The organism is Mitsuokella sp. UBA4253, assembly GCF_002395285.1.
Classification (GTDB): domain Bacteria; phylum Bacillota; class Negativicutes; order Selenomonadales; family Selenomonadaceae; genus Mitsuokella; species Mitsuokella jalaludinii.
This window is the reverse complement of sequence record NZ_DGWR01000016.1, coordinates 94,453-119,505: the sequence shown is the minus strand read 5'-3', so window position 1 is coordinate 119,505 and position 25,053 is coordinate 94,453. Positions and strand designations below refer to the sequence as shown.

Here is a 25,053-nt window from a genome sequence, read left to right as displayed (position 1 = left end):
TCTTATCCATCACCCAACCAATCACAGAAAGAAGCGAATCACGATATGAAATTACGTAAGAAAACCGTAGGTCTTCTGGCAGCCGCCTTTGCTGCGACGATGCTCATGAGCGGCTGCGGCCAGGTCAAGATCGGCTACATCGAAGGTTCCCGCGTCATGCAGGAAGCGCCGCAGGTAAAGTCTCTCGTCGAAGAAGGCAACCAGAAGATCAACGAGGCCCGCGAGGAAGCGCAGAAGTCGCTGCAGGACAACCCGGACATGAGCCAGGAGGACGCGCAGAAGGCACAGGCCGATGCACAGCGCAAGATGGCCAGCCTGAACCAGTCGTACCAGATGCAGCTGCAGCAGAAGGTCAGCGCAGCCCTGCAGGACATCGCGAAGGAGAAGAAGCTCGATGTCGTCGTGGACAGCGAGAAGGAGCAGCCGACGGCTCTGATGGGCTGTGTCGATGTGACGGATGACGTCATTGCCAAGCTGCAGTAAGGATGTGATTTGACATGAAAAAGACCTTGCAGGAAATTGCAGAATACGTGGGCGGCCGCATCGTTGGCGATGCATCGATCGTCATCAGCGGCCTCGACAACATCGAGGGTGCCGGTGAGCACGATTTGACGTTTGCCGTCGATCCGCATATCGAGGAGGCTAAGACGTGCCGTGCGGCAGCCGTCATGCTGCCGGAGGGCGTCGCGGACTTCCCGAAGACGGCACTCTACGTCGAGGAGCCGCGCGCAGCCTTTGCGCGCCTCCTCGAGCTCTTCACGCCGAAGCTCCAGTTCCCCGCGGGCGTCAGCGAGCAGACGCACATCGGCAAGGATGTCAAGCTCGGCAAGGATGTCGTCATCATGCCGTTCGCCGTCGTCGATGACCACGCTGTCATCGGGGACCGCGTGACGCTCTACCCGCATACCTACATCGGCCAGTACGCGGAGATCGAGGAGGACACGGTCATCTACTCGAGCGCGACGGTCCGCGAGCACTGCCACGTCGGCAAGCGCTGCGTCATCCACTGCTCCGCTGTCATCGGCTCGGACGGCTTCGGCTTCACGACGCACGAGGGCGTGCACACGAAGGTGCCGCAGGTCGGCAACGTCGTCCTCGAGGATGATGTCGAGATCGGCGCACACGACGGCATCGACCGCGCGGCCATGGGCTCGACGGTCATCGGCCACGGCACGAAGATCGATAACCTCGTGCACATCGGCCACAACTGCAAGATTGGGCCGAACTGCCTGATTGTCGCGCAGACGGGCATCTCGGGCTCGACGACGGTCGGCCACAACGTCACGTTCGGCGGCCAGGTCGGCACGGTCGGCCACATCAATATCGGGGCCAACTCGGTCTACGCCGCGCGCTCGGGCATCATCGGCGATATGCCGGAGGGTGTCTTCTGCGCCGGCTTCCCGGTCCAGAGCCATGCGGAGTGGCTGCGCATGCAGGCTTCGATGAAGCACCTGCCGGAGATGTACAAGAAGTTCCGCCAGCTCGAGAAGAAGCTGGCCAAGTATGAGTCGAAATAACGCATCGTGCGCGAAGAAAGCCTTTCCGGGACAGGGAAGGCTTTCTTGCTGAAAGAGGGGAAAAGGATGTTGTCATATTATCTGTTGAAGGCGGCGAGCAAGATCTGCTGCCTGCTGCCGCGCGGAGCCTGTGAGACCATCGGCCGGGCCCTGGGCGCCTTTGCCTGGATTTTCGTGCCGAAGCGCCGCAAGAAGCTCGCGAAGGACCAGATCATGATGTGCCTCGGCGTCGGCGAGCAGGAGGCGGAGCGCCTCGCAAAGGCGAGCAGCGTCCGCTTCGGCCCGATGCTCATGGAGGTCCTGCGCTTCCCTGTCATCCGCAAGCACATCGCGGACTACGTGCGCATCGAGGGCCTCGACAAGCTCGAGCGCGGCCTCGCTCTCGGCAAGGGCTGCATCATCGCAGCGGCGCACAGCGGCAACTGGGAACTCATGGGCGGCGCCTTCGCGCAGGCCGGCATCCCGCTCGTCGGCGTCGCGATGAAGCAGAAGTCGACGGGTGCCGACCGCTTCATCAATGAGTATCGCACGCTCATCGGCATGCACATCACCTACAAGACGGGCGTGCGCGAGATGTTCGCGATGCTGCAGAAGGGCTGGGCCATCGGCCTCATCATGGATCAGGACACGAACCGCCGCAGCGGCATCGTGCTCGATTTCTTCGGCAAGCCGACGAACTGCGTGCCGGGCGCTGCTTCGATGGCGCGCTTCCAGGGCGTGCCGATCTTCCCGGCCTTCATGCACCGCGACGAGCACGGCTTCCACACACTGATCGTGCAGGACCCCGTCTTTGTCGAGAAGACGAAGGACAAGCGCGAGGACATCCGCAGGACGACGCAGGTTCTGACGAAGTGCATCGAGGACCATGTGCGCCGCTACCCGGAGGAATGGTTCTGGCTGCACGACCGCTGGAAGTCCATGCGGGAAGAATACTGACCTGCATCGTGACTTGCATCGCAGACAATTGTTTTGTACAATATAAAGAGGCACATTACGGCAGGAGGTATGATTTTGCAGAAACAGAGAACATTGAAGACGGAAATCTCTTATACGGGCATCGGGCTGCATTCCGGCCGTGAGGTCCATGCGACGCTGAAGCCGGCACCGGAGGACACGGGCATTGTCTTCGTGCGCACGGACCTTCCGGGGGCGCCGCAGATCCACGCGAAGGCGGAGAATGTCACGTCGACGCTGCGCGCGACGACGGTGGAGGAGGACGGCCACAAGGTATTCACGATCGAGCACCTCATGAGCGCGTTCCACGCGCACCGCATCGACAATGCCTATGTCGAGCTCGACTCGGAAGAGCCCCCGGTGGCTGACGGTGCCTCGCTTGTCTTCTTCGAGCTCATGGCAAAGGCCGGCATCGCAGAGCAGGCGAAGGACCGCAAGGAGATCGTCATCGACAAGGTCTACCGCATCGACGACGAGAAGACGGGCCGCTTCGTCATGGTCCTGCCGTACGACGGCTTCCGTGTGAGCTTCACATCCCTGAACCCGCACAAGCTGATCGGTGTCCAGTACGAGGATTTCCACATCGATGAGGCGGTCTACCACAAGGAGATCGCCCCGGCCCGCACGATCGCCTACGAGAAGGAGATCCAGGCGCTGCGCGAGATGGGCCTCGGCCTCGGCGGCTCGCTCGAGAACGTCATCGTCTACAACGATGAAGGCTGGCTCAATCCGCTCCACTTCGAGGATGAGCTCGTGCGCCACAAGATCCTCGACGTCATCGGTGACCTGCGCCTCGCCGGCATCATCCGCGGCCATGTGATTGCCGCGGCATCGGGCCACGCGCTCAACACACAGCTGGCGAAGAAGATCGCCGCTGCTTATGCAAATCGGTAAGAAACACATCCTGACAACGTTTTAAAGGAAGAGGGAGAAATCATGGAATTAGATATCAACGAGATCCAGAAGATCCTGCCGCATCGCCCGCCGATGCTGCTCGTCGACCGCATCATCGAGCTCGAGCCGTTCAAGTCGGCGACGGGCATCAAGAATGTCACGATGAATGAGCCGCACTTCCTGGGCCACTTCCCGGGCCACCCGATCATGCCGGGCGTCCTGATCCTCGAGGCGATGGCACAGGTCGGCGGCGTCGCCATGCTCTATCCAGAAGAGCACCGCGGCAAGATCGCACTGTTCGGCGGCATGGAGCACGTCAAGTTCAAGCGCCAGGTCGTGCCGGGCGACCAGCTCGTCACGAAGGCACAGCTCGTGCGCACGCGCGGTGACTTCGGCCTGCTCCACTGCGATGGCTATGTCGACGGCGAACTCGCTGCTTCGGCAGATTTCAAGTTTGCATTGAAAAAGGGCGAAGATCTTTGATTTCTGCCTCTATCAATTGCCTAAACGCATGTAGTCTTTGTTCAACTCGAAAAACGCCCAGATTTGCAGTCAAATGAGATACAGGAATGATGAGGGTATTCAGGAGTATATAGAAAAGGACAGAGCAAACTGGCCGGCCAGGACCGGCATTGGAGGAAGGTTAAGGAGTTGGAGCAGATGAATACGGACAACAAGGTCACTGCAAATATACATGAAACAGCTGTGGTCGCGCCAGGTGCAAAGATCGCAGAGAATGTCGAGATCGGGCCTTACTCGGTCATCGGCGAGAATGTCGAGATTGGCGAGGGCACGAAGATCGGCCCGCACGTCGTCATCCACGGCTGGACCCAGATCGGCAGGGACTGCCACATCTTCCAGGGAGCGTCCATCGGCGAGGAGCCGCAGGACCTCAAGTTCCGCGGGGAGAAGAGCTACACGGTCATCGGTGACCGCACGACGATCCGCGAGGGTGCGACGATCCACCGTGCGACAGGTGAGGGTGAGGAGACGCGCGTCGGCAACGACTGCCTGCTCATGGCGCTCACGCATGTCGCGCACAACTGCGTCGTCGGCAACCACGTCATCATGTCGAACCTCGCGAGCCTCGCGGGCCATGCTGTCGTCGAGGACCGCGCTGTCATCGGCGGCATGGCTGGTGTCCACCAGTTCGTCAAGATCGGCCGCAATGCGATGGTCGGCGGCATGTCGAAGCTCACGCAGGATGTCGTGCCGTACACGATCGTCGATGGCCAGCCGGCCAAGGTCGTCGGCCTCAACGCCGTCGGCATCTCGCGCGCCGGCATCCAGTTAGAGGCGCGCCGCAACATCAAGAAGGCATACAAGCTGCTCTATCGCTCGGGCCTGAGCTTGCAGCAGGCAATCGCCGTCATCGAGCAGGAAGTCGATTCCTGCGAAGAGGTCGAGCATTTCCTGCGCTTCCTGCGCAATGCAGAGCGCGGCATCTGCCGCGAGCGCAGAGAGCGCGACTGAAAGCGCTCAGGACTGAGATGAGGGAGTAGGAATTTCGGGGGAATCGTTATGGAAAGAATCGGATTGCTGGCCGGCGCCGGCAAACTGCCAGTTGAGTGTGCGAAGGCGGCAAAGCTCCTCGGTTATGAGGTCTATGCCGTCGCTCTGCTGCCGGAGACGGACGCAGAGCTCAAGGAATGCACGGCGGACTGCCAGTCCATCAGCATCGCGCATCTCGATGCCGTGCTGAACTATCTCAAGGAACACCAGGTCAGCAAGGTCACGATGATCGGCAAGGTCACGAAGGAGCTGCTGTTCTCGGGCAAGGTGCAGCCGGACGCTCGCATGCTGAAGCTCATCATGGAGCTGCCGGACCGCAAGGACGACACGATCATGATGATGTTCGTGCGGGAGCTCGCCAAGGCCGGCATCCAGGCCTTTGACCAGACGGCGCTCATACGCCGCCTCATGCCGCACCGCGGCGTCATCACGAAGCGCGAGCCGACGGCTGAGGAACGCAAGGACATGGAGTTCGGCTTCCGCATGGCCAAGGAGATCGGCCGCCTCGATGTCGGCCAGACGGCCGTCGTCAAGAACATGGCCGTCATGGCGCTCGAGGCCATCGAGGGCACGGATGCCTGCATCCACCGCGGCGGTCAGCTCGCGCGCGGCGGCGCAGTCGTTGCCAAGGTCGCCAAGCCGCAGCAGGATGACCGCTTCGATGTGCCGACTGTCGGACTCGCGACCATCCAGAGCATGGTGGATGTCGGGGCGACGGCTCTGGCAATCGAGGCCGACAAGACGCTCCTCGTCGAGCGTGAGGAGATGCTCGCACTGGCAGAGGCCAATAACATAACGATTGCAGCCATCTAAGTGTGTGATTGTGAGACGCGGCGGAACCAGGAATGCTGGTATCCTCGCGTCTTTTCGGCTTTTCTTATGGGTGTGGGACTGAGGAGGTTTGTGGATGAAGATCATGATGTCAGCCGGCGAGGTGTCGGGCGACCTGCACGGGGAGCGCCTCGCGCGCGCCGTGCTCGAGCAGGCACCCGATACCGAGCTCATCGGCTTTGGCGGAGCGCGCATGGAGCGCGCGGGCGTGAAGCTCTTCCGCAATTTCGCGGACTACAATGTCATGGGCGTCTGGGAGGTCATCAAGAACCTCAGGCGCATCCTCAGGCTCCTCGACGACCTGACGGCGTACATGGAGGAGGAGCGCCCGGACCTCCTCGTCCTCATCGATTACCCGGACTTCAACTGGCGCCTCGCGAAGCGCGCCAAAAAGCTCGGCATCCCCGTCTTCTCGTACATCCCGCCGTCGGCCTGGGCCTGGCGCAAGGGCCGCGCGAAGAAGTGCGCGGCGCTCGCCGACACCTTCGTCGCGATCTTCCCTCACGAGCTGCCCGTCTACGAGGCAGCCGGCGCCAACATCTCGTTCCTCGGGAACCCGCTCGTCGATACGGTCAAGGCAGAGATTCCCGAGGCGGAGGCGCGCGCATTCTTTGGCATCGCGCCGGGTGACCACGCCGTGCTCCTGATGCCGGGCAGCCGCCGCCAGGAGATTACGATGCTGCTGCCCGCCATGCTCGAGGCGGCGAAACTGCTCGCGGCCAAGCGCCCCGGGACGAAATTCTTCCTGCCTGTCGCGGCCGCCTCGTATGAGCCGCTCATCGAGCAGCTCGTGGCAGAGCACGGCGCAGAAGTCCAGCTCACGCACGAGAACCGCTATGCGCTCATGGGGCTTGCGGATGTGGCAGCAGCGGCCTCGGGCACGGTCGTCATGGAGGCAGCCCTCATGGGCCTGCCGTGTGTCTCGCTCTACCGGCTCGCGCCGCTCAACTACATGATCGGGCGCATGCTCGTCCACGTCGACCACTTCACTCTGCCGAACATCCTGCTCGGCGAGACGATCCAGCCGGAGCTCCTGCAGGGTGAAGTGGAGCCGCACCGCATCGCCCGCGAGCTCTCGCGCCTCTACCGCGGCGAGAGCGCCAGGGAGAAGACATGCGCAAAGCTGATCGAGGCCTGCAAGCGGCTCGGCCCGCCGGGCGCGGCGGCCCGAGTGGCGGCGAAGATACTCGAGGCGGCACACGACAAACGACATTCAGGAGAATAACATGAAGAATTACAAGCGGCTGCTCCAATACATGCGGCCATATGTCAAGCAGCTCATACTGGCCATCTTCTGCATCATCATGGCGGCGGCGGCCAATCTCTACCTGCCTTGGATCATCAAGGACATGATCGATAAGGTGCTGGCCGAGAAGGACATGGTGATGCTCAACCTTATCTGTGTCGGCATCGTCGTCGTCTTCCTCTTGCGCGGCATCTTCTTCTACGGGCAGTCGTACCTCGTCTCATTCATCGGCCAGAAGGTCATCATCGATGTGCGCGAGGTCATGTTCCGCAAGTTCCAGCGCATGCCAATGGCCTACTTCGACCGCCATCAGACGGGCGAGGTCATGAGCTACATCACGAACGATGTCGCGGCCATCCAGTCGGCACTCGTCGACCAGCTCATCGAGATGGTCACGGAGGGATCCATCCTCATCGGCTCGCTCGTCATGATGATCGTGCTCGACTGGAAGCTCTCCATTCTGACACTCGTCATCATCCCGCTCGTCGGCCAGGCCATGAAGATCTTCGGGCGCAAGATCAAGCGCAACGGCACGGTCATCCAGGAGCGCATGGCCGACATCACCTCGCTCCTGCAGGAGAGCGTCTCGTCCATCCGCGTCGTCAAGTCGTTCGTGCGCGAGAACTACGAGATCAAGCGCTTCTGCCGCCAGAATGAGCTCAACTTCCAGGCGGCGATGAAGAACGTCCAGCTCACGAGCCTCTTGACGCCGTCCGTCGAGTTCCTCGCGGCCATCTCGGTCACGGTCATCATCTGGTTCGGCGGCTACGAGGTCGTCAACGGCGAGATGACGGCCGGTGCACTCGTCGCCTTCCTGACGTACGCTGTCAACCTCGCAAACCCGGTCAAGCGCCTCTCGCGCGTCTACGGCAACCTGCAGCGCGCGATGGCCGCCGTCGACCGCGTCTTCGCCGTCATCGACCTCAAGGAGACGATCGCGGACAAGCCGGACGCCAAGGAACTGCCGAAGGTCAAGGGGCACGTCGTCTTCGACCACGTCTCTTTCGAGTACAAGAAGGGCGTGCCGGCACTCTCCGACGTCAACCTCGAAGTGAAGCCCGGCCAGATGATCGCTTTTGTCGGCCCGAGCGGCGCCGGCAAGTCGACGATCGCCAACCTGATCCCACGCTTTTACGAAGTGACGTCAGGCAGTATCTCCATCGACGGCTTTGACATCCGCGATGTCACCGTTTCGTCGCTGCGCGAGCAGATCGGCATCGTGCCGCAGGAGACAATGCTCTTCTCGACGACGGTGCGCGAGAACATCCGCTACGGCCGCCTCGATGCGACGGACGAGGAAGTCGAGCAAGCGGCGAAGGCCGCCAATGCCGACGGCTTCATCCGCGAACTGCCGAACGGCTACGACACGAAGATCGGCGAGCGCGGCCTCAACCTCTCGGGCGGCCAGCGCCAGCGCATGGCCATCGCGCGCGCCATCCTCAAGAACCCGCAGATTCTGATCCTCGACGAGGCGACGTCGGCGCTCGACACGGAGAGCGAGAAGATCGTGCAGGCGGCCCTCGACAAGCTCATGGTCGGCCGCACTTCCTTCGTCATCGCACACCGCCTCTCGACGATCTTCAACGCCGACCAGATCTACGTCATCGACAACGGTCACATCAAGGAGCACGGCACTCACGAGGAACTGCTCAAGATGGGTGGCCTCTACAGTTATCTCTACAATATCCAGTTCAACAAGAAAAACGCGTAAGAAGGGGAAGAGGATATGCAACTACTCTATAATATAGCGGCCATCATCATCGTGATCCTGATCATCCCGATGTTCATGGTCCGCTCGGTGCGTGAGAAAGGCTTTGTCGAACGCATCCGGCAGAGCCTGGGCTTCTTCCCCGAACACGCTCTCGACAAGGTGGAGAAGAAGGACTGCATCTGGGTTCATGCGGCCTCTGTCGGCGAGATCGTCGCGACGAGTCCGCTCATCAAGGAGTTCCGCAAGGAGTTCCCGAAGAGCCCCATCCTCGTCTCTGTCGTCACGACGAGCGGCTACGAGATGGCCAACCGCATCATTAAGGATGCCGATGCGATCATCTACTTCCCGCTCGACCTGCCGTGGCTGGCCGGCCACGTGCTGCGGCGCATCCGCCCGCGCGTCTTCCTGCCGGTCGAGACGGAGCTCTGGCCGAACTTCCTGCGCACGGCGCGCAAGATCCACGTGCCGGTCATGATGGTCAACGGCCGCATCAGTGACAAGAGCGTCAAGCAGTACAAGCACCTGCACAGCCTGCTGCGCAACATGATCGGGACGGTCAAGCTCTTCGCGATGCAGTCGCCTATCGATGCGGAGTACATCATGCGCCTCGGCGCACCGCAGGAGCTCGTGACTGTCACGGGCAACACGAAGTTCGACCAGACGTACACCGATGTCAGTCCCGAGGAGAAGCAGAAGATCATCGAGGAAATGGGCCTTTCCAAGAACGATGGCATCTTCCTCGCCGGCTCGACGCACCGCGGCGAGGAGGAGGCCGTGCTGCAGGCATTCAAGGCCGTGCGCGAGACGCATCCGCACGCACGCCTCGTCATCGCGCCGCGCGAGCTCCTGCGCACGATGGAGGTCGTCCACCTCTGCCGCAAGGCAGGCTTTTCGGTCACGACGCGCACGAAGCTCCAGAACGAAGCGCCGCAGGATGAGGACATCGTCATCCTCGACACGATCGGTGAGCTCGGCAAGGTCTACAGCATCGGCGATGTCGTCTTCGTCGGCGGCAGCCTCGTGCCGCACGGCGGCCACAACATCCTCGAGCCGGCCGCGCACGGCAAAGCCATCATCGTCGGCTCGCACATGTTCAACTTCAAGGACACCTACGCGCTCTTCAAGAACCGCGACGCCTGCCTGACCGTGAAGAACGGCGAGGAACTCGCGAAGCAGGTCACGCGCCTCTTCGACGAGCCGGAGCACCGCCACCGCATGGAGGAAGAGACGCGCGCCATCGTGCGCGAGAACAAGGGCGCTTCGCGCAAGTCGGCCATCCTGCTCCACCAGATGCTCGAGAGCTATGAGAGCAGTCCCGAGAACCGCCATCACGTGCGCTCTACCCAGAAGATCACGAACTTCCAGACCTATTTCATCGACCTTGTCCATAGTAAAGAGGTGGACGGGCTCTTCCCGCACCTCATCATGGGCATCCTCTACATCTTCTCGTTGATCTACGGCCTGCTCGTCAACATCAAGCTGGCCGGCTACAAGTACGGCATCTTCCAGAAACAGAAGCTCGACTGCTTCGTCATCAGCCTCGGCAACGTGACGGTCGGCGGCACGGGCAAGACGCCGACGGCGCAGCGCCTCGCGCGTGACATCCGCGACATGGGCTACCGCGTCGTCATCCTCAACCGCGGCTACCGCGCCAAGTGGCACGGGGAGGTCGGCATCGTCTCCGACGGCAAGCGCCTGCACATGGATGCGGCGGAGGCCGGCGATGAGGCGTACATGCTCGCCAAGCACCTGCCGGAAGTCCCCGTGCTCATCGGCGCGGAGCGCGCCAAGACGGGCCGCTATGCGATGGAGCACTTCGGGGCGGAGGTAGCCATCCTCGACGACGGCTACCAGCATTGGCAACTCGAGCGCGATCTCGACATCCTGCTCGTCGATGCCGTCAACGTCTTCGGCAACGGCTACATCCTGCCGCGCGGCACCCTGCGCGAGCCGATCTCGCACATCAGCCGTGCCGACATCTGCCTGATGACGAAGGTCGACCAGGCGGCGGCCGGGTCCTGCGACTACATCCGCGAGACGGTGCACCGCTACAATCCGGAGGCGCGCATCGTCGAGAGCATCCATCAGCCGCGCTGCTTCATCCCGCTGACGGAGTGGTACGTCAACATCGCGAGCCAAGGCATCGACATCGCGCAGATGCGCGGCAAGCGCATCATGGCCGTCTCGGCCATCGGCAACCCCGCCTCCTTCGAGCAGACGCTTTCCGACCTCGGTGCGGTGATCATCGAGAGCCTGCGCTATCCGGACCATCACGACTACGCGATGTCCGAGATGACGGACATCTTCCAGCAGGCCGAAAATGCCGGCGCGGAGGCCATCGTCATCACGGAGAAGGATGCCGTCAAGATCCCGGCGGATGTGGCCCGCGAGAAGTGGTCCATCCCGATCTACGTCATCTGCGTGGAAGTCAACTTCCAGAAGGGCAGCGAAGGCCTCGCGGATCTCTTGAAGAAGCGCCTGGCCGAGCGCCTTGGCCACTGATCTCTGCTTGTGCACTAGAAGAAAGGACAGGAAACCCATGAATGTTCTCTGTGTCATCCCGGCGCGCTACGCATCGACGCGCCTGCCCGGCAAGCCGCTCAAGGACATTGCCGGCAAACCCATGATCTGCCGCGTCTATGAGCGCGCCGCCAAGGCTTCGCGCGTCGCGGCAGCCATCGTCGCTACGGACGACAGCCGCATCTACGACGCTGTCCTGCAGCATGGCGGCAAGGCCGTCATGACGCGCAAGGATCATCCGACGGGCACGGACCGCCTCGCCGAAGTCGCCGAGAAGTACCAGGACGTCGACCTCATCATCAACGTTCAGGGCGACGAGCCGCTCATCGAGCCTAAGCTCATTGACGAGCTGGCCGCTGCCTTTGACGGGGACGCGGACCTGCAGATGGCGACGGTCTGCACCGAGATCACGGATGAGTCCGAGCAGCAGAATCCCAACAACGTCAAGGTCGTCATGGACAAGCAGGGCTATGCGCTCTACTTCTCGCGCTCGCTGCTGCCGTACCCGCGTCACGAGGGCACGCCCGTCTACAAGCACATCGGCATCTACGCCTACAAGCGTGACTTCTTGCTCGCGTATGCCAAGATGGCGGAGACGCCCTTAGAGCATGCGGAGAGCCTCGAGCAGCTGCGCGCCCTCGAGAACGGCTATCGCATCAAGGTCATCAAGACGCCGTACCGATTTGTCGGCGTGGACACGGCGGAGGACCTCGAGAAGGTCAATGCAATCTATCGCCAGATGATGCAGGGATAATGCCTGCCGGTATGGAACTTTTACACATGGCAATCAGAACAGAAAGTGGAAGGTGAAACGCATGAATAAGGTCAAGGTTGGAAATTTCATGATCGGCGAGGGAGAGCCCCTCGCACTGCTCGCAGGTCCCTGTGTCCTTGAGGGCATGGACCGCTGCCTGCTGATCGGGCGCACGATCAAGGAAATCTGCGGCCGTCTCGGCATCAACTACGTATTCAAGGCTTCGTTCGATAAGGCAAACCGCTCCTCGTATCACAGCTTCCGCGGCCCGGGTCTTAAGAAGGGACTCGAGATGCTGCAGGAGATCAAGGAGACGCTCGGCGTGCCCATCGTGACCGATATCCACGAGACGACGCAGGCGGAGCCTGTCGCCAAGGTGGCCGACATCTTGCAGATCCCGGCCTTCCTCTGCCGCCAGACGGACCTCCTGCACGCCGCTGCCCAGACGGGCCGCGTCGTCAACGTCAAGAAGGGCCAGTTCCTCGCGCCGGAGGACATGCGCAACGTCGTCGACAAGCTGCACGAGTGCGGCTGTGAGCAGATGCTCTTGACGGAGCGCGGCGCTTCCTTTGGCTATCACAACCTCGTCGTCGACATGCGCAGCCTGCCGATCATGCGCAGCCTCGGCTACCCTGTCGTCTTTGACGGCACGCACAGCGTCCAGCTGCCGGGCGGCAATGGCACGACGTCCTCTGGCAACCGCGAGTACGTCGAGTACCTCGTGCGCGCGGCCGCAGGTGCCGGCATCGACGCACTCTTCCTCGAGGTCCACGACAATCCGGAGGAAGCGCTGTCGGACGGCGCCAACATGGTCTACCTCGACAAGCTCGAGGGCCTGCTGACGGATGCCCTGGCCATCCACAAGATTGTCCATCGCCAGGCATGAGGAGGAAATAGCGTGAACAAGATCAAAGAGACAGCAATCGAGACATTGGACATCGAGGGCAAGGCGGTCCTCGCGCTCAAGGACCGTATCGGCGATGAGTTCGTCGCCGTTGTTAACTGCATCCTCAACTGCCCGGCACGCGTCGTCGTCACGGGCATGGGCAAATCGGGCCATGTCGGCCGCAAGATCGCGGCGACGCTCGCGAGCACCGGCACGCCCGCCTTCTTCCTGCACCCGGCCGAGGCGTTCCACGGTGATCTCGGCATGGTGACGGAGAACGACGTCGTCATCGCCATCTCCAACAGCGGCGAGTCGACGGAGATCGTCAACATCCTGCCGATCATCCGCCGCATCGGCGCGACGATCGTCGCGATGTGCGGCCGCCGCGAGTCGCAGCTCGGTAAGTTCAGCGACCACTTTATCGACATCAGTGTCGAGCGCGAGGCGTGCCCTCTGGGGCTCGCGCCGACGGCCAGCACGACGGCGACGCTCGCCATGGGCGATGCCATCGCCATGGCCCTGATGGCGGAGCGCAACTTCACAAGCCAGGATTTTGCGATGTTCCATCCGGGCGGAGCGCTCGGACGCCGCCTGCTGCTGAAGGTCGAGAACGTCATGCACACAGGCAAGGACAACCCGCTGATCCACTGCGGCAAGACGGTCAAGGACGCGCTGTTCGTCATGACGGACAAGGGACTCGGCGCCGTCTCGGTTGTCGACGATTCGGGCAAATTCGTCGGGCTCATCACCGACGGCATCATCCGCCGCGCCCTCGCGAAGGACTACAAGTTCCTCGATGAGGCTGTGGAGAAGATCATGTTCACGGAGCCGCTGACGATCGCACCGCAGCAGATGGCGGCCGCCGCGCTCTCTGTCATGGAGAAGCACAAGCCACGCCCTGTCACGGTCCTGCCGGTCATCGACGAGAAGGGCGCACCAGTCGGCATCGTCCACCTGACCGACCTCCTGCGCCAGGGAGTAGTCTGATATGGAATTTCAAGAAGATGCGCTGGAGCGCGCAAAACGAGTCAAGCTCATCATCTTCGATGTCGACGGTGTCCTGACGGACGGCGGCATCTACATCGGAGCTGATGGCGAGCTCTTCAAGCCCTTCTTCTGCCGCGATGGCCTGGGCATCACGCTCGCGCACCGCGCGGGCCTGAAGACGGCCATCATCACGGGGCGCCAGTCGGAGCACCTCCGCTACCGCGCCAAGGAGCTGCACATCACCGAGGTCTACCAGGGCAATCTCGACAAGCGCGAGGCCTACAGAGACCTCAAGGCGAAGCTGGGGCTTGCGGACGAGGAGATCGCGTATTTCGGCGACGACCTCGTCGACCTGCCCATCATGGGGCAGGTCGGTTTCCCCGCAGCTGTCGGCGACGCCGTGCAGGAAGTGCGCGAGGCCACCGTCCTGCAGTCGGACTATCCGGGTGGGCACGGTGCCGTGCGCCAGCTCATCGAGTTCATCCTCAAGGCGCAGGGCAAGTGGCAGGGCCTAGTTGCAGGCTTCCAGGCGAAGACGAGCATGGACGGCCTTGCCCAGTGAGTATGCGAAGACGAAGACATAAGACAGAAGGCATTGGAGGCATTTTTTCATGCAGTATAAACTCGTGATGTTCTTGAGCAAAGTGGCCTGCCACACGCCATACCGGCTGCTGATGGCCGTCGGCTGGGTGCTCGGCAATCTCTACTATCTCCTGATCAAGAAGGAGCGCGAACGCGCCGTATCGCAGATGATGCCGGCGCTCGGCATCGAGGAGAAGGAAGCCCGCCATCTCGTGCGGCTGTCCTTCATCAACCTCGCCCGCAATGTCTTGGAAATCCTCTACATGCCGCACCTGAACGAGAAGAATTTCGGCGAGTACATCGAGATCGACCATCTTGAGCGCCTGACCGATGCGCTGGCAGAGGGCCACGGCGTCGCCATCGTCACGGGCCACATCGGCACGTGGGAGTGGCTGTCGGCCGCCTTCACATTGAACGGCCTGCCGGTCACGGCCATCGCCAAGCCGCAGCCGAACATGCAGTACACGTACGCGCTCAACGACCTGCGCAAGACAATCCACGTCGAGATTTTCTCGCGCGGTACGAGCGAGCTCATCGCGGCGGCACGCGCTTTGAAGAGCGGCAAGATCCTCGGCTTCCTCGTCGACCAGGATGCCGGCCCGGGCGGCGCATTCCTGCCGTTCCTCGGCCGCATCGCGGCGACGCCGATGGGCCCGGCTGTATTCGCGCGCAAGTTCAATTCCCCCGTCGTGCCGGCCTTCATCCTGCGCCAGCCGAACGGCAAGCATAAGGTCGTCGTCGGCGAGGTCATGCGCTATGAGGACACGGGCGACACGGACAAGGATCTCTTCGACTTCACCGCCCGCATGACGAAGGTCGTCGAGCAGATCATCCGTGACAATCCGACACAGTGGCTCTGGTTCCAGAAGCGCTGGAACACGAAGCCTGAGCAGCAGAAGACGGGCAAGCATCACACGGTAAGGGGGCAGGACGAGCAGAAATGAATGGCAAGCAGAAGACATTGGTCGCACTCGGCATCCTGTTCTTTGCCTGCGTGGTCATTTGGGCCGTGCGGACGGTGCCGGAGACGCCGAAGATCGACCATTCCGATGACGATCAGCCGCGCATCATGTCGTACGACAACAACACGATCAGCGAGGAGAAGGACGGCGTCAAGATCTGGGACCTCACGGCGGACCACATCGATGTCGACATCGACTCGCGCAATGCAGAGCTGACAGGCCTGACGGGCCACTTCTACCAGAAAGATGGCCGTTCGGCTGAGGTCAAGGCTGACCACGGCTCGTACGACAATGAGACGAAGGACATCAAGATCGACGGCAACGTCCAGATCACGACGAGCGACGGCGCGGAGCTGACGAGCGATGAGCTCTTATGGACAGCAGAGCAGGGCATGCTCTCGGCCATCGGCCAGGCGAAGGTGTCGAATGACACGATCCGTGCCTGGGGCGAGCGCATCGACAGCACGGACGGCTTCAACAAGATCAAGATCTCCGGCAAGGCACACATCGAGAAACTCATGGAGGGGGCAGAACAGAAATGAAGAACAAGAAAATGAAGGGCATGCTCGCAGCAGTCGCAGCCATCCTGTCCCTGCACATGGGCACGCTCTACGCAGCAGAGGGAGTGCCTGCATCGCTCGATGCCGACACGCTCGAATACGACATGCGCACGGGCGAGGCCACGGCGACGGGCTACGTGCTCCTGACGCGCGGCGACTCGCACGTCACGGGCAATCGCGCGACCTACAACTCGAAGACGCAGGCCGCGACGGTCGAGGGCAATGTCATCGCCGTCTATCAGGGCACGCGTCTGACCTGCGACTATTTGATGTCGGACGGTCAGGAGCACATGATGGCCCAGGGCAATGTCCGCGGCTCGCGCGACGACAAGACGTTCTCCGGTGAGCAGGTCGACTACTTCCCGCAGCAGAACGACTACATCGTCATCGACCGCGGCGGCCAGCTCACGAGCGGTGACGACACGTTCACGGCGGACCGCATCTACGGCTGGCTCAAGGACGAGCACTACATCGGCGAGGGCAATGCGCATGTCGTGAGCCCATCGCGCGCGATGGAGGCCGGCGGCGACCAGATGGACTACTACGGCAAGGAGCAGGGCAAGGCCGTCATCACGGGCAATGCCTGGGCCGTACAGGAAAATAACACGATGCGCAGCAACCGCATGACGATTTATCTTGCCGACGACGGGTCAGCTAAGGTAAAATAAGGCAATAAAGGTAAATAAAGGTACAAGAGAAGATAGAGCGATGAGCGAGGATGCTGCGGCGCCTGGCTGCAGTATGTTGGAGGGCACGATTTTGCATATCGAGGCAAGGAATCTGGTAAAGACATTCAAGAAGCGCACGGTCGTCGACCGCGTTTCCCTGCGCGTGGACAAGGGGGAGATCGTCGGCCTGCTTGGGCCGAACGGCGCGGGCAAGACGACGACGTTCTACATGATCGTCGGACTCGAGCGCCCGACGTCCGGCGAGGTGTTCCTCTCGGACATCAACATCACGGATGAGCCGATGTACCACCGGGCCGCGCTCGGCATCAGCTACCTCACGCAGGAGGCCTCGATCTTCCGCAAGCTCACGGTCGAGGAGAACATCATGGCCATCCTCGAGACGACGAAGCTCTCGAAGGCCGAGCAGAAGGATAAATTCGAGGAGCTCCTTGAGGAATTCCACATCGGCCACGTGCGCGAGCGAAAGGGCACGGAGCTCTCAGGCGGCGAGCGCCGCCGCGTGGAGATTGCCCGCTGCCTGGCACTTGAGCCGCAGTTCATCCTGCTCGACGAGCCGTTTGCCGGCGTCGATCCTCTGGCCGTTGCCGACATCCAGGAGATCGTCCAGTACCTCAAGGAGCGCGGCATGGGCATCCTGATCACCGACCACAACGTCCGCGAGACGCTGCAGATCGTCGACCGGGCCTACATCCTCAACAGCGGCAAGATACTCCTGGAGGGCGACAGCCAGACCATCGCGAACAGCCCGATCGCCAAGAAGTTCTACCTCGGCGATAATTTCACACTGTAACGGAGAATCAGCACATGCACATCAGAATCTTAGACAAATACATATTCCGGGAAGTCTTCAAGGCCTTCATCTTCGGCATCTGCGCATTCTCTGCTGTCTTCATCGGTTCGGGTACGCTCTTCAAGATCGCCAAGTACATCACAGACTACGGCGCATCTCTTTCGGCCGTCATCAAGATCTTCATCTTCGGTCTGCCGTCGGTCATCATGTGGACGTTCCCGATGTCCATGCTGCTAGCGACGCTCTTGACGTTCGGGCGCCTCTCGAGCTCAAGCGAGATCACGGCGATGAAGTCGTGCGGCATCGGCTTTTACCGCATCGCGGCACCGGCCGTGCTCATGGGCCTCATCGTCAGCATCTGCGCGATCGCCTTCAACGAGTACGTCGTGCCGTGGGCCAACACGGCCTACCGCAACGTGCTCTACTACGAGATCCAGGGCAACAACGGCATGAAGTCGCAGGAGCACATCATCCTCAAGGATATCCAGGACGGCAAGATCCAGCGTCTTGTCTACGCGCGCCGCTATGACGGCGACACGCAGACCTTGCAGGGCGTGACCATGCAGGACTTCAATGAAGATGGCAAGGTCAGCCACGTCGAGAACGCGGAGTACGCTGAGTACAGCATGAACAAGTGGATCATGCACAACGGCATGCTCTACGACATCTCGGAGGGCCAGAGCGAGCACAGCATGCGCTTTGACACGCAGGTCCTGCCCATCAAGGCCAACCCGAAGCAGATCGTGCGCGAGCAGAAGGATCCAGAGGAGCTCACGATGAAGGAGCTGCGCGCGCAGATCAACATCATGAAGACGCAGTACGTCGACACCAACAAGCTCGAGGCTGAGCTCTACCAGCGCATCACCGTGCCGATGGCCAGCCTGATCTTCGCCCTCATCGGCGTGCCGCTCGGGCTGCAGCCGACGCGCAACAGCTCGTCGGCGGGCTTCGCGATGAGCGTCATCATCATCTTTTTCTACTACGCGCTGATGACGATGGGCAATGCCCTCGCGCGCAGCGGCGCCGTCGCGCCGATGCTCGCCGTCTGGATCCCGAACATCGTCGGGCTCATCGCGGGCTTCATCCTCATACGCAGGGCTTCGCGCTGACCCAAAGCGCATCATCAAGCTCCAAGATCAAGGAAAGGTGGTAAATACAGGATGTATGGTGTCCTACTCATCGTCGTACTCATCATCACGGGCGGAGCCATCGCCTTCATCGGCGACCGCCTGGGCTCGAAGGTTGGCAAGAAGAAGCTGTCGATCTTTGGCCTGCGCCCGCGGCATACATCCATCATCGTGACAATCTTCACGGGGGTATGCATCACGACCCTGACCTTCGGCGTCATGGCGGCTGCTTCGCAGAATGTGCGCACGGCGCTCTTCGGCATGGAGAAGCTCAACCAGAAGATGAAGACGACGCAGGCAAGCCTCAACCAGGCCACGGAGGACCTGCAGATGGCACAGCAGCAGCAGCAGGAAGCGAACGACGCGCTCGACCAGTCGCGCAAGGATGTCGAGACGCTCAAGGCACAGCAGCAGGAGCTCGAGGCAGAGTCGCAGCGCCTGCAGGAGGGCAACCGCCTCCTGGAGCTCGCAAAGGCTGAACTCATGCAGCGCAACGACGCGCTCGTCGCGCAGAACGACCAGCTCGGGCAGCAGAACAGCTCACTTTCTTCTGCCAACACCGCACTGCAGGGCCAGAATTCGCTGCTGACCGGCAAGAATGAGGAGCTCACGGGCAAGAACGCGAGCCTGACGGCCGACAACAAGGACCTCGAGACGCGCAACCAGGATCTGCGCAACGGACTCTTGACGATCCGCGAGGGCGACATCGTCTTTCGCGCCGGCGAGGTCATCGCGAGCGGCGTCATCCGCGGCAACCGCCCGGCAGCCGAGGTCGACAAGGACCTCCAGTCGCTCGCACAGCTTGCGGGCCGCAATGTCTCGTCGCGCCTTGGCCGCAATGTCTCCGACAAGGACGTCTGGATCTACAAGCCGGAGTACAATTCGGCCGTACAGGCCATCGCGAGCAGTCCGCAGGACATGGTCGTGCGCATCGTGGCGGCCGGCAACCTCGTGCGCGGCGAGGAAGTGCGTGCCTCGCTCGAGCTCTACAAGAACAGCATCATCTACAAGGACCGCGAGTTCATCCTCGCGCGTCCAATCGCGCTCAAGGGCGCCGGCAGCGGTGGCGCTGAGCAGGCTGTCATGAGCTTCCTCAAGGAGGTCAATGCGGCGGCATCGGCCAAGGGTATCCTGCCCGATCCGATCCGCGGCTCCATCGGCGTCATGGACGGCGCGCAGTTCTACGAGGTCGTCAACGCCATCAACGGCATGCACGGCACGGTCGTGCTCTCCGCCTACGCCAAGGGCGATACGGACGCGCTCGGACCGCTGCGCCTGATCATCAAGGAAGAACAGATGCCAGATCAGCCGTGAAGATAAGCAGGGCTCTGCAAGGCCGACAGCCTGTGCAGGGCCTCTTTTGCTGTCCGGCGCACAGTCGAGGCAGCAAGAGCAGAGAGAATCAAGAAAGGAAATGCACCGTGGATACTGTAGATACGATGGACACCATGGAACGGATTGCGGCACTCGATCCCGGACGCGAGAAGTGCGGCTTTGCTGTGCTCACGCTGGACGGCAGCGTCCTCCTGCAGCGCGTCATCGAGACGGCGAAGCTCGAGCAGGAAGTCAGGGCGGCGCAGCAGTCGTACGGCTTCTCTGTGCTTGTCGAGGGCAATGGCACGACGAGCCGCGAGGCGCGCGCGCGCCTCAAGGAGACCCTGCCAGACCTTCGCATCGAGGTTATCGACGAGTACCGGACGACGGACCTCGCCAAGAAGGCGTACTGGAAGGCCAAGCCGCCGCGCGGTTGGAGGCGGCTGCTGCCGGTGACCATGCAGGTACCGCCAGAGCCCGTCGACGACTTCGTCGCCGTCATCCTCGCATCACGCTATATAGAAAGCATCGAACAAAAAGGAGACTACCATCATGAATGAGAAACAGCAGCGTCCCGACTGGACGGAATACTTCCTCGACATCGCCAAGGCCGTCGGCCGCCGCGCGACCTGCCTGCGACGCCGTTACGGCGCAATCATCGTCAAGGACAAGATCATCATCAGCACGGGCTACAATGGCGCGCCGCGCGGTGAGGCCAACTGCATCGATACGGGCAACTGCGAGCGCGAGCGCCTCCACGTGCCGAAGGGGCAGAACTACGAGCTCTGCGTCGCTGTTCATGCCGAGCAGAATGCCATCATCAACGCCGATTCCGCCGCGATGGAGGGCGCGACGATCTACATCGTCGGCGTCAACGCCGACGGCAGCCTCGCGTCGGGCAAGCCGTGCCTGCTCTGCCGCCGCATGCTGCGCAATGCGAAGCTTGCCCGGGTTGTCTACTACGAGACGGATGGCAGCATCGTGAGCTGCCGCCCCGACGAGATCCACGACTGACAAATGATTGACAGTGTCATGGCCTTGCGTTAAAATAGGTTTGTTATAATGGATGGCACTCTGGATGCCCTGCGGCATCGCAGGAGTGCAGCTGTGTATTCGAGAAAAAGGAGTGCGCTTGTATGCCAGTCTATATGTTGGCGTTCATCATCGCTGCCGGTGTGGCACTGCTGGTGACGCCTGGTGTCATCTGCCTTGCGGGGAAGACGGGAGCCATGGATGCCCCGGATGCGAGAAAGGTCCACAAGAAGCCAATCCCGCGCATCGGCGGCATCGGCATCTACGTCGCCTTCATGGTGGCAATCCTCAGCGTCCTGGCGTTCACCGAGGTTTCGCCGGAGGTGCTCTATGAGATCATTGGCCTCCTGGTCGGCGGCTCGATCATCTTCATCGTCGGCCTCATCGACGACTACGTCAACCTGCCGGCCAAGGTGAAGCTCCTGGGCCAGATCATCGCGGCTTGCGTGCTCGTCTTTGCCTTTGATGTCCGCATCGATTTCATCACGGATCCGTTCGGCGACTACATCTACCTCGAGTTCCTCGCCATCCCGGCGACGATCTTCTGGCTCGTCGGCCTGACGAATACGGTCAATCTCATCGACGGCCTCGACGGCCTCGCCGCAGGCGTCTCGACGATCGCGTCTATCACGATCTTCCTCGTGGCACTGCAGCAGGGCATCATCCTCGTCGCCGTGCTGACGGCCGCGCTTGCCGGCGCAGCGTTCGGCTTCCTGTACTACAACTTCAATCCGGCTAAGATCTTCATGGGCGATTCGGGCAGCCAGTTCCTCGGCTTCATGCTCGCGGGCATCTCGGTCATCGGCGCCGTCAAGAGCGCCGCGACGATCGCGCTGATCGTGCCGATCCTGGCGCTCGGCCTGCCGATCCTCGACACGACGTTCGCCATCGTGCGCCGCTACCGCGGCGGCGTGCCGATCTTCAAGCCGGATAAGGGACATCTCCATCACCGTCTGCTCGATCTCGGTTTCTCGCAGCGCCAGGCCGTCCTGCTGATGTACGTCATCAGCGCGCTCTTGGGTCTCAGCGCTGTGGCCCTGACGGAAGTCAGCAGCCAGATCGCCATTGCGATCGTCTGCGTCGTCGTGGCCGTCGTGCTCTTCGGCGCCAAGAAACTCGGGATCTTCCATATGAAGGATTCTGCACACCAGCACTGAAAAGAGGAGGTCTTGCAGTGGAAAAGAAGAAGATCAAGGTCATGACGGTCTTCGGCACGCGCCCGGAGGCAATCAAGATGGCACCAATCGTGCTCGAGCTCCAGAAGCATCCGGACACCATCCTGCCGGTCGTGGCCGTCACGGCACAGCATCGCGAGATGCTCGATCAGGTACTCAATCTCTTCCAGATCAAACCGGACCATGATCTCAACATCATGGCGGCCGGCCAGACACTTTTTGACATCACGACGCGCGCCATGATGGGCCTCGACAAGGTCCTGACGGAGGAGGAGCCGGATATCGTGCTCGTCCACGGCGACACGACGACGACGTTTGCCGGTGCACTCGCTGCCTACTACCATCAGACGGCCGTCGGCCACGTCGAGGCGGGCCTGCGCACCCACAACAAGTACTCGCCGTTCCCCGAGGAGATGAACCGCCGCCTGACAGGCTGCATCGCCGACCTCAACTTCGCGCCGACGAGCACGTCGGAGGCCAATCTGCTCGCAGAGAATGTGCCGCCCGAGTCCATCTTCGTCACGGGCAACACAGTCATCGATGCGTTGCACCACACGGTGCGCGATGACTTTGACTTCCAGGAGGAATCCCTCAAGGACGTCGACTTCCAAAACAAGCGCATCATCCTCGTCACGACGCACCGCCGCGAGAACCTCGGCGAGCCGATGCGCCATGTCTATAAGGCGCTCAAGCAGCTGACGGAGGAGTTCGACGACGTCGAGGTCGTCTTCCCGGTCCACAAGAACCCGAAGGTCCGCGAAGTCGTAAACGAAGAGCTCGGCGGGCTCGCGAAGGTCCACCTCATCGATCCGCTCGACTACGAGCCGTTTGCCAACCTCATGCACAAGGCGCACCTGATCCTCACGGATTCGGGCGGCGTCCAGGAGGAGGCGCCGGCGCTCGGCAAGCCGGTCCTCGTGCTGCGCGATACGACGGAGCGCCCGGAGGCGGTCGATGCCGGTACGGTCAAGCTCATCGGCACGGACCGCGAGCGCGTCTACGAAGAGGCGAAGAAGCTCTTGACGGACGAGTCGGAGTACAGCCACATGGCTGAATCGGTCAATCCGTACGGCGACGGCAAGGCAGCCGCGCGCATCATCCAGGCCATCCTCTACCACTACGGACTGGCAGACGGCCGACCGGATGTCTTTGAAGGCTAAGCGATATAAGCCCTCCCTATGGGAGGGCTTTTTTGGTACAAGCGCACCATAAATCCGATTTTGCAGTACGATGAAATTCTTTTATGTGCCTGTCGGTTTTTATCGAATCCGTAAGGTGCATGGTAAAATGAAAAGAGGGGTTCAAATGGACGAGAAAAACAAGGACACGACGCATGAGATGCTGCGCACGGGCCTGCGCCAGGCCATCAAGGCTTTCGCTGTCTTGAGTGGCGTCGGCATCTACCTCGCCGTCTTCGTCGGCATCTGCCTGTTCCTCGGGGCCTTGGCAGACACGTATCTCTTAGGCGGCGGCTATGCAGGCAAGCTCACGGGCATCCTCGTCGGCTTCCCCGGCGCCTTCTACACCCTGTTCCGTCAGCTCAAGCAGAACGGGATTGTCTGAGGGAAGTCAGGCATCTTACTGTCGCAATCGCAAGACTTTTTTGTTTGGTGAAAAAAAGCTTGCCATCTGGGTGCCTATCGCATATAATAGTCATTGCGATAAATCAATAGTAAACAATACCAATGATTTATCCTACTATAAATGCTTCTTATCGATATAGTCCGTGATAATAGAAAACGTCGATGCTTTCTTTTTGCAGATGGCAGGATTCTTGTCACGCATGTCGAATTGGAAGAAGAAAGAGGAGACCTTGGCTTCCTCGCATCCACATGATATTCATCAAAGACGGCGCCTGCCGTCGTCAGAGGAGGAATATGAAACAGATTTTATCGGTCTTCATGAAGCGCCTCGCGATTGCCCTTGGGCTTGCGGCGCTGATGATCGGCAGCCTTCTGCTCGCGAGAGGAGAAGGGCAGCTCATCGGCGCACTCTTCCTCGGCTATTTTGCGGCGCTGGTATTTGTCTGGAACATGGCCTGGCGCCTCTGGCGCCTGACGTACATGCAGAGTGGCGGCAAGAGGCAGATGCTCTGGGGCATGGTGCTCCGGATGCTCGTGCTCTTCCTCGTTCTGCTCGTCGCGGTGACGATCTCCGTACCGGTATTCCTCGTCACGGCGCTCGGTTTTCTCGTCTGCTATGGACTCGCCCTGTTCCTGCTGATCCACATGAACCTCGGTAAAAAATAATTTGGGTTTTACCTAGGAGGGAGGTATAGGTTATGCATGAAATTGGTGTTCGCGAAGTAGTGCATTTCGCCGGGTTGACATTCAACTGGGAGACCCTTTGCATGACTTGGCTCACGATGGCGATCGTCATCCTGATCTCATGGCTGGCAACGCGGAACCTCAAGATGATTCCGACGGGCTGGCAGAATGTGGTGGAGATCCTCGTCTCGTGGCTCGACACGCAGGTGAGCTCCATGATGGGCAAGCGGGGACTGTTCCTGGCGCCGTTCATCATGTCGCTGTTCATGTTCCTGCTGACGTCAAACTGGCTGGGACTCATCCCGACGTTGTCTTCGCCGACGAATGACTTGAACACCACCTTGGGGCTGGCGCTGCTCGTCGTCGTACTGGTACACGTACTGGGTGTCCACATGAAGGGCGGTCATTATATCGCGCATTTCTTCAAGCCGACGCCGGTATTTGTCATCATCAACGCGATCGAAGAGATTGCCAAGCCAATCACGCTGTCGTTCCGTCTATTCGGCAACATCCTGGCAGGTGAGATCTTGATCATCATCCTGCTCAAGCTGATGCCGATCTGGATGCCAATCCCGTCAGTCATCTGGCTGGCATTCAGTATCTTTGTCGGCGGAGTCCAGGCGTTCATCTTCACGATGCTGTCGATGGCTTACCTTGCGAATGCAGTCAAGGAAGATGAAGAAGAGTCGTGATGTCTGTCGCATGGTGTAAAAAAGCATTGTTCATTCCGTATTCTGTTTTTT

The 25,053-nt window shown here is 60.9% G+C and carries 27 protein-coding genes; all 27 read left to right on the top strand.

What is annotated here, in order from left to right; all coding sequences use genetic code 11:
• Window positions 1-45 precede the first annotated feature (45 nt).
• Window positions 46-483 carry an OmpH family outer membrane protein gene (locus B2X55_RS09330; protein ID WP_036375661.1) on the top strand — a complete coding sequence of 146 codons (438 nt, stop codon included), beginning with the start codon at window positions 46-48 and terminating at the stop codon, window positions 481-483.
• A gap of 14 nt (window positions 484-497) precedes the next feature.
• Complete coding sequence (lpxD, locus tag B2X55_RS09325; protein WP_286821870.1) at window positions 498-1,517, top strand: UDP-3-O-(3-hydroxymyristoyl)glucosamine N-acyltransferase; 1,020 nt, start codon at window positions 498-500, stop codon at window positions 1,515-1,517.
• Window positions 1,518-1,583: 66 nt separating this feature from the next.
• Window positions 1,584-2,453: a lysophospholipid acyltransferase family protein gene (locus B2X55_RS09320; protein WP_036375666.1), complete on the top strand. Its 870-nt coding sequence runs from the start codon at window positions 1,584-1,586 to the stop codon at window positions 2,451-2,453.
• Window positions 2,454-2,528: 75 nt separating this feature from the next.
• Window positions 2,529-3,365, top strand: a complete 837-nt coding sequence (gene lpxC, locus B2X55_RS09315) for a UDP-3-O-acyl-N-acetylglucosamine deacetylase (RefSeq protein WP_036375669.1) — start codon at window positions 2,529-2,531, stop codon at window positions 3,363-3,365.
• Window positions 3,366-3,407: 42 nt separating this feature from the next.
• Window positions 3,408-3,848 carry a 3-hydroxyacyl-ACP dehydratase FabZ gene (gene fabZ / locus B2X55_RS09310; RefSeq protein WP_036375671.1) on the top strand — a complete coding sequence of 147 codons (441 nt, stop codon included), beginning with the start codon at window positions 3,408-3,410 and terminating at the stop codon, window positions 3,846-3,848.
• Window positions 3,849-4,025: 177 nt separating this feature from the next.
• Complete coding sequence (gene lpxA / locus B2X55_RS09305) at window positions 4,026-4,838, top strand: acyl-ACP--UDP-N-acetylglucosamine O-acyltransferase (RefSeq protein WP_286821985.1); 813 nt, start codon at window positions 4,026-4,028, stop codon at window positions 4,836-4,838.
• Window positions 4,839-4,886: 48 nt separating this feature from the next.
• Window positions 4,887-5,690 carry an LpxI family protein gene (locus tag B2X55_RS09300; RefSeq protein ID WP_036375674.1) on the top strand — a complete coding sequence of 268 codons (804 nt, stop codon included), beginning with the start codon at window positions 4,887-4,889 and terminating at the stop codon, window positions 5,688-5,690.
• 94 nt (window positions 5,691-5,784) lie between these two features.
• Entirely contained in the window at window positions 5,785-6,933 is a 1,149-nt protein-coding gene (gene lpxB, locus B2X55_RS09295) for a lipid-A-disaccharide synthase (RefSeq protein WP_286821868.1), read from the top strand.
• Window position 6,934: 1 nt separating this feature from the next.
• Entirely contained in the window at window positions 6,935-8,665 is a 1,731-nt protein-coding gene (msbA, locus tag B2X55_RS09290; RefSeq protein WP_286821867.1) for a lipid A export permease/ATP-binding protein MsbA, read from the top strand.
• A 15-nt stretch (window positions 8,666-8,680) separates the two neighbouring features.
• Window positions 8,681-11,167 carry a tetraacyldisaccharide 4'-kinase gene (gene lpxK / locus B2X55_RS09285; protein ID WP_036375695.1) on the top strand — a complete coding sequence of 829 codons (2,487 nt, stop codon included), beginning with the start codon at window positions 8,681-8,683 and terminating at the stop codon, window positions 11,165-11,167.
• A 37-nt stretch (window positions 11,168-11,204) separates the two neighbouring features.
• Complete coding sequence (kdsB, locus tag B2X55_RS09280) at window positions 11,205-11,939, top strand: 3-deoxy-manno-octulosonate cytidylyltransferase (protein WP_036375698.1); 735 nt, start codon at window positions 11,205-11,207, stop codon at window positions 11,937-11,939.
• Between the two features lie 61 nt (window positions 11,940-12,000).
• Window positions 12,001-12,825, top strand: a complete 825-nt coding sequence (gene kdsA / locus B2X55_RS09275) for a 3-deoxy-8-phosphooctulonate synthase (RefSeq protein ID WP_055161222.1) — start codon at window positions 12,001-12,003, stop codon at window positions 12,823-12,825.
• Between the two features lie 12 nt (window positions 12,826-12,837).
• Entirely contained in the window at window positions 12,838-13,812 is a 975-nt protein-coding gene (locus B2X55_RS09270) for a KpsF/GutQ family sugar-phosphate isomerase (protein WP_286821865.1), read from the top strand.
• 1 nt (window position 13,813) lies between these two features.
• The gene (locus B2X55_RS09265; RefSeq protein WP_286821864.1) at window positions 13,814-14,374 is read left to right on the top strand and encodes a KdsC family phosphatase; all 561 of its coding nucleotides are present in this window, start codon (window positions 13,814-13,816) and stop codon (window positions 14,372-14,374) included.
• A gap of 49 nt (window positions 14,375-14,423) precedes the next feature.
• Entirely contained in the window at window positions 14,424-15,338 is a 915-nt protein-coding gene (locus B2X55_RS09260) for a lysophospholipid acyltransferase family protein (RefSeq protein WP_286821863.1), read from the top strand.
• Window positions 15,335-15,898, top strand: coding sequence for an LPS export ABC transporter periplasmic protein LptC (gene lptC, locus B2X55_RS09255; protein ID WP_055161211.1), 564 nt, complete (start codon window positions 15,335-15,337; stop codon window positions 15,896-15,898). Before B2X55_RS09260 ends, lptC begins: the two co-directional genes overlap by 4 nt.
• The gene (locus B2X55_RS09250; protein WP_055161208.1) at window positions 15,895-16,584 is read left to right on the top strand and encodes an LptA/OstA family protein; all 690 of its coding nucleotides are present in this window, start codon (window positions 15,895-15,897) and stop codon (window positions 16,582-16,584) included. Before lptC ends, B2X55_RS09250 begins: the two co-directional genes overlap by 4 nt.
• A gap of 91 nt (window positions 16,585-16,675) precedes the next feature.
• On the top strand, window positions 16,676-17,395 hold the full coding sequence (gene lptB / locus B2X55_RS09245; RefSeq protein ID WP_286821862.1) for an LPS export ABC transporter ATP-binding protein: 720 nt from the start codon (window positions 16,676-16,678) through the stop codon (window positions 17,393-17,395).
• Between the two features lie 14 nt (window positions 17,396-17,409).
• Window positions 17,410-18,504, top strand: a complete 1,095-nt coding sequence (gene lptG, locus B2X55_RS09240; protein WP_036375718.1) for an LPS export ABC transporter permease LptG — start codon at window positions 17,410-17,412, stop codon at window positions 18,502-18,504.
• 51 nt (window positions 18,505-18,555) lie between these two features.
• A complete protein-coding gene (locus B2X55_RS09235) occupies window positions 18,556-19,836 on the top strand; it encodes a DUF3084 domain-containing protein (RefSeq protein ID WP_286821860.1) in 1,281 nt (426 codons plus the stop codon).
• Window positions 19,837-19,970: 134 nt separating this feature from the next.
• Complete coding sequence (locus B2X55_RS09230; protein WP_414683496.1) at window positions 19,971-20,396, top strand: pre-16S rRNA-processing nuclease YqgF; 426 nt, start codon at window positions 19,971-19,973, stop codon at window positions 20,394-20,396.
• Window positions 20,389-20,850: a deoxycytidylate deaminase gene (locus B2X55_RS09225; RefSeq protein WP_036375721.1), complete on the top strand. Its 462-nt coding sequence runs from the start codon at window positions 20,389-20,391 to the stop codon at window positions 20,848-20,850. Before B2X55_RS09230 ends, B2X55_RS09225 begins: the two co-directional genes overlap by 8 nt.
• A 122-nt stretch (window positions 20,851-20,972) precedes the next feature.
• On the top strand, window positions 20,973-22,025 hold the full coding sequence (locus B2X55_RS09220; RefSeq protein ID WP_226866815.1) for an MraY family glycosyltransferase: 1,053 nt from the start codon (window positions 20,973-20,975) through the stop codon (window positions 22,023-22,025).
• A 41-nt stretch (window positions 22,026-22,066) separates the two neighbouring features.
• The gene (wecB, locus tag B2X55_RS09215; RefSeq protein WP_286821982.1) at window positions 22,067-23,203 is read left to right on the top strand and encodes a non-hydrolyzing UDP-N-acetylglucosamine 2-epimerase; all 1,137 of its coding nucleotides are present in this window, start codon (window positions 22,067-22,069) and stop codon (window positions 23,201-23,203) included.
• Between the two features lie 145 nt (window positions 23,204-23,348).
• On the top strand, window positions 23,349-23,606 hold the full coding sequence (locus tag B2X55_RS09210) for an AtpZ/AtpI family protein (RefSeq protein WP_286821859.1): 258 nt from the start codon (window positions 23,349-23,351) through the stop codon (window positions 23,604-23,606).
• A 269-nt stretch (window positions 23,607-23,875) separates the two neighbouring features.
• Window positions 23,876-24,292: a hypothetical protein gene (locus B2X55_RS09205; RefSeq protein WP_081828413.1), complete on the top strand. Its 417-nt coding sequence runs from the start codon at window positions 23,876-23,878 to the stop codon at window positions 24,290-24,292.
• A gap of 32 nt (window positions 24,293-24,324) precedes the next feature.
• Window positions 24,325-25,002 carry a F0F1 ATP synthase subunit A gene (atpB, locus tag B2X55_RS09200; protein WP_036375730.1) on the top strand — a complete coding sequence of 226 codons (678 nt, stop codon included), beginning with the start codon at window positions 24,325-24,327 and terminating at the stop codon, window positions 25,000-25,002.
• The last annotated feature ends 51 nt before the right edge of the window (window positions 25,003-25,053 follow it).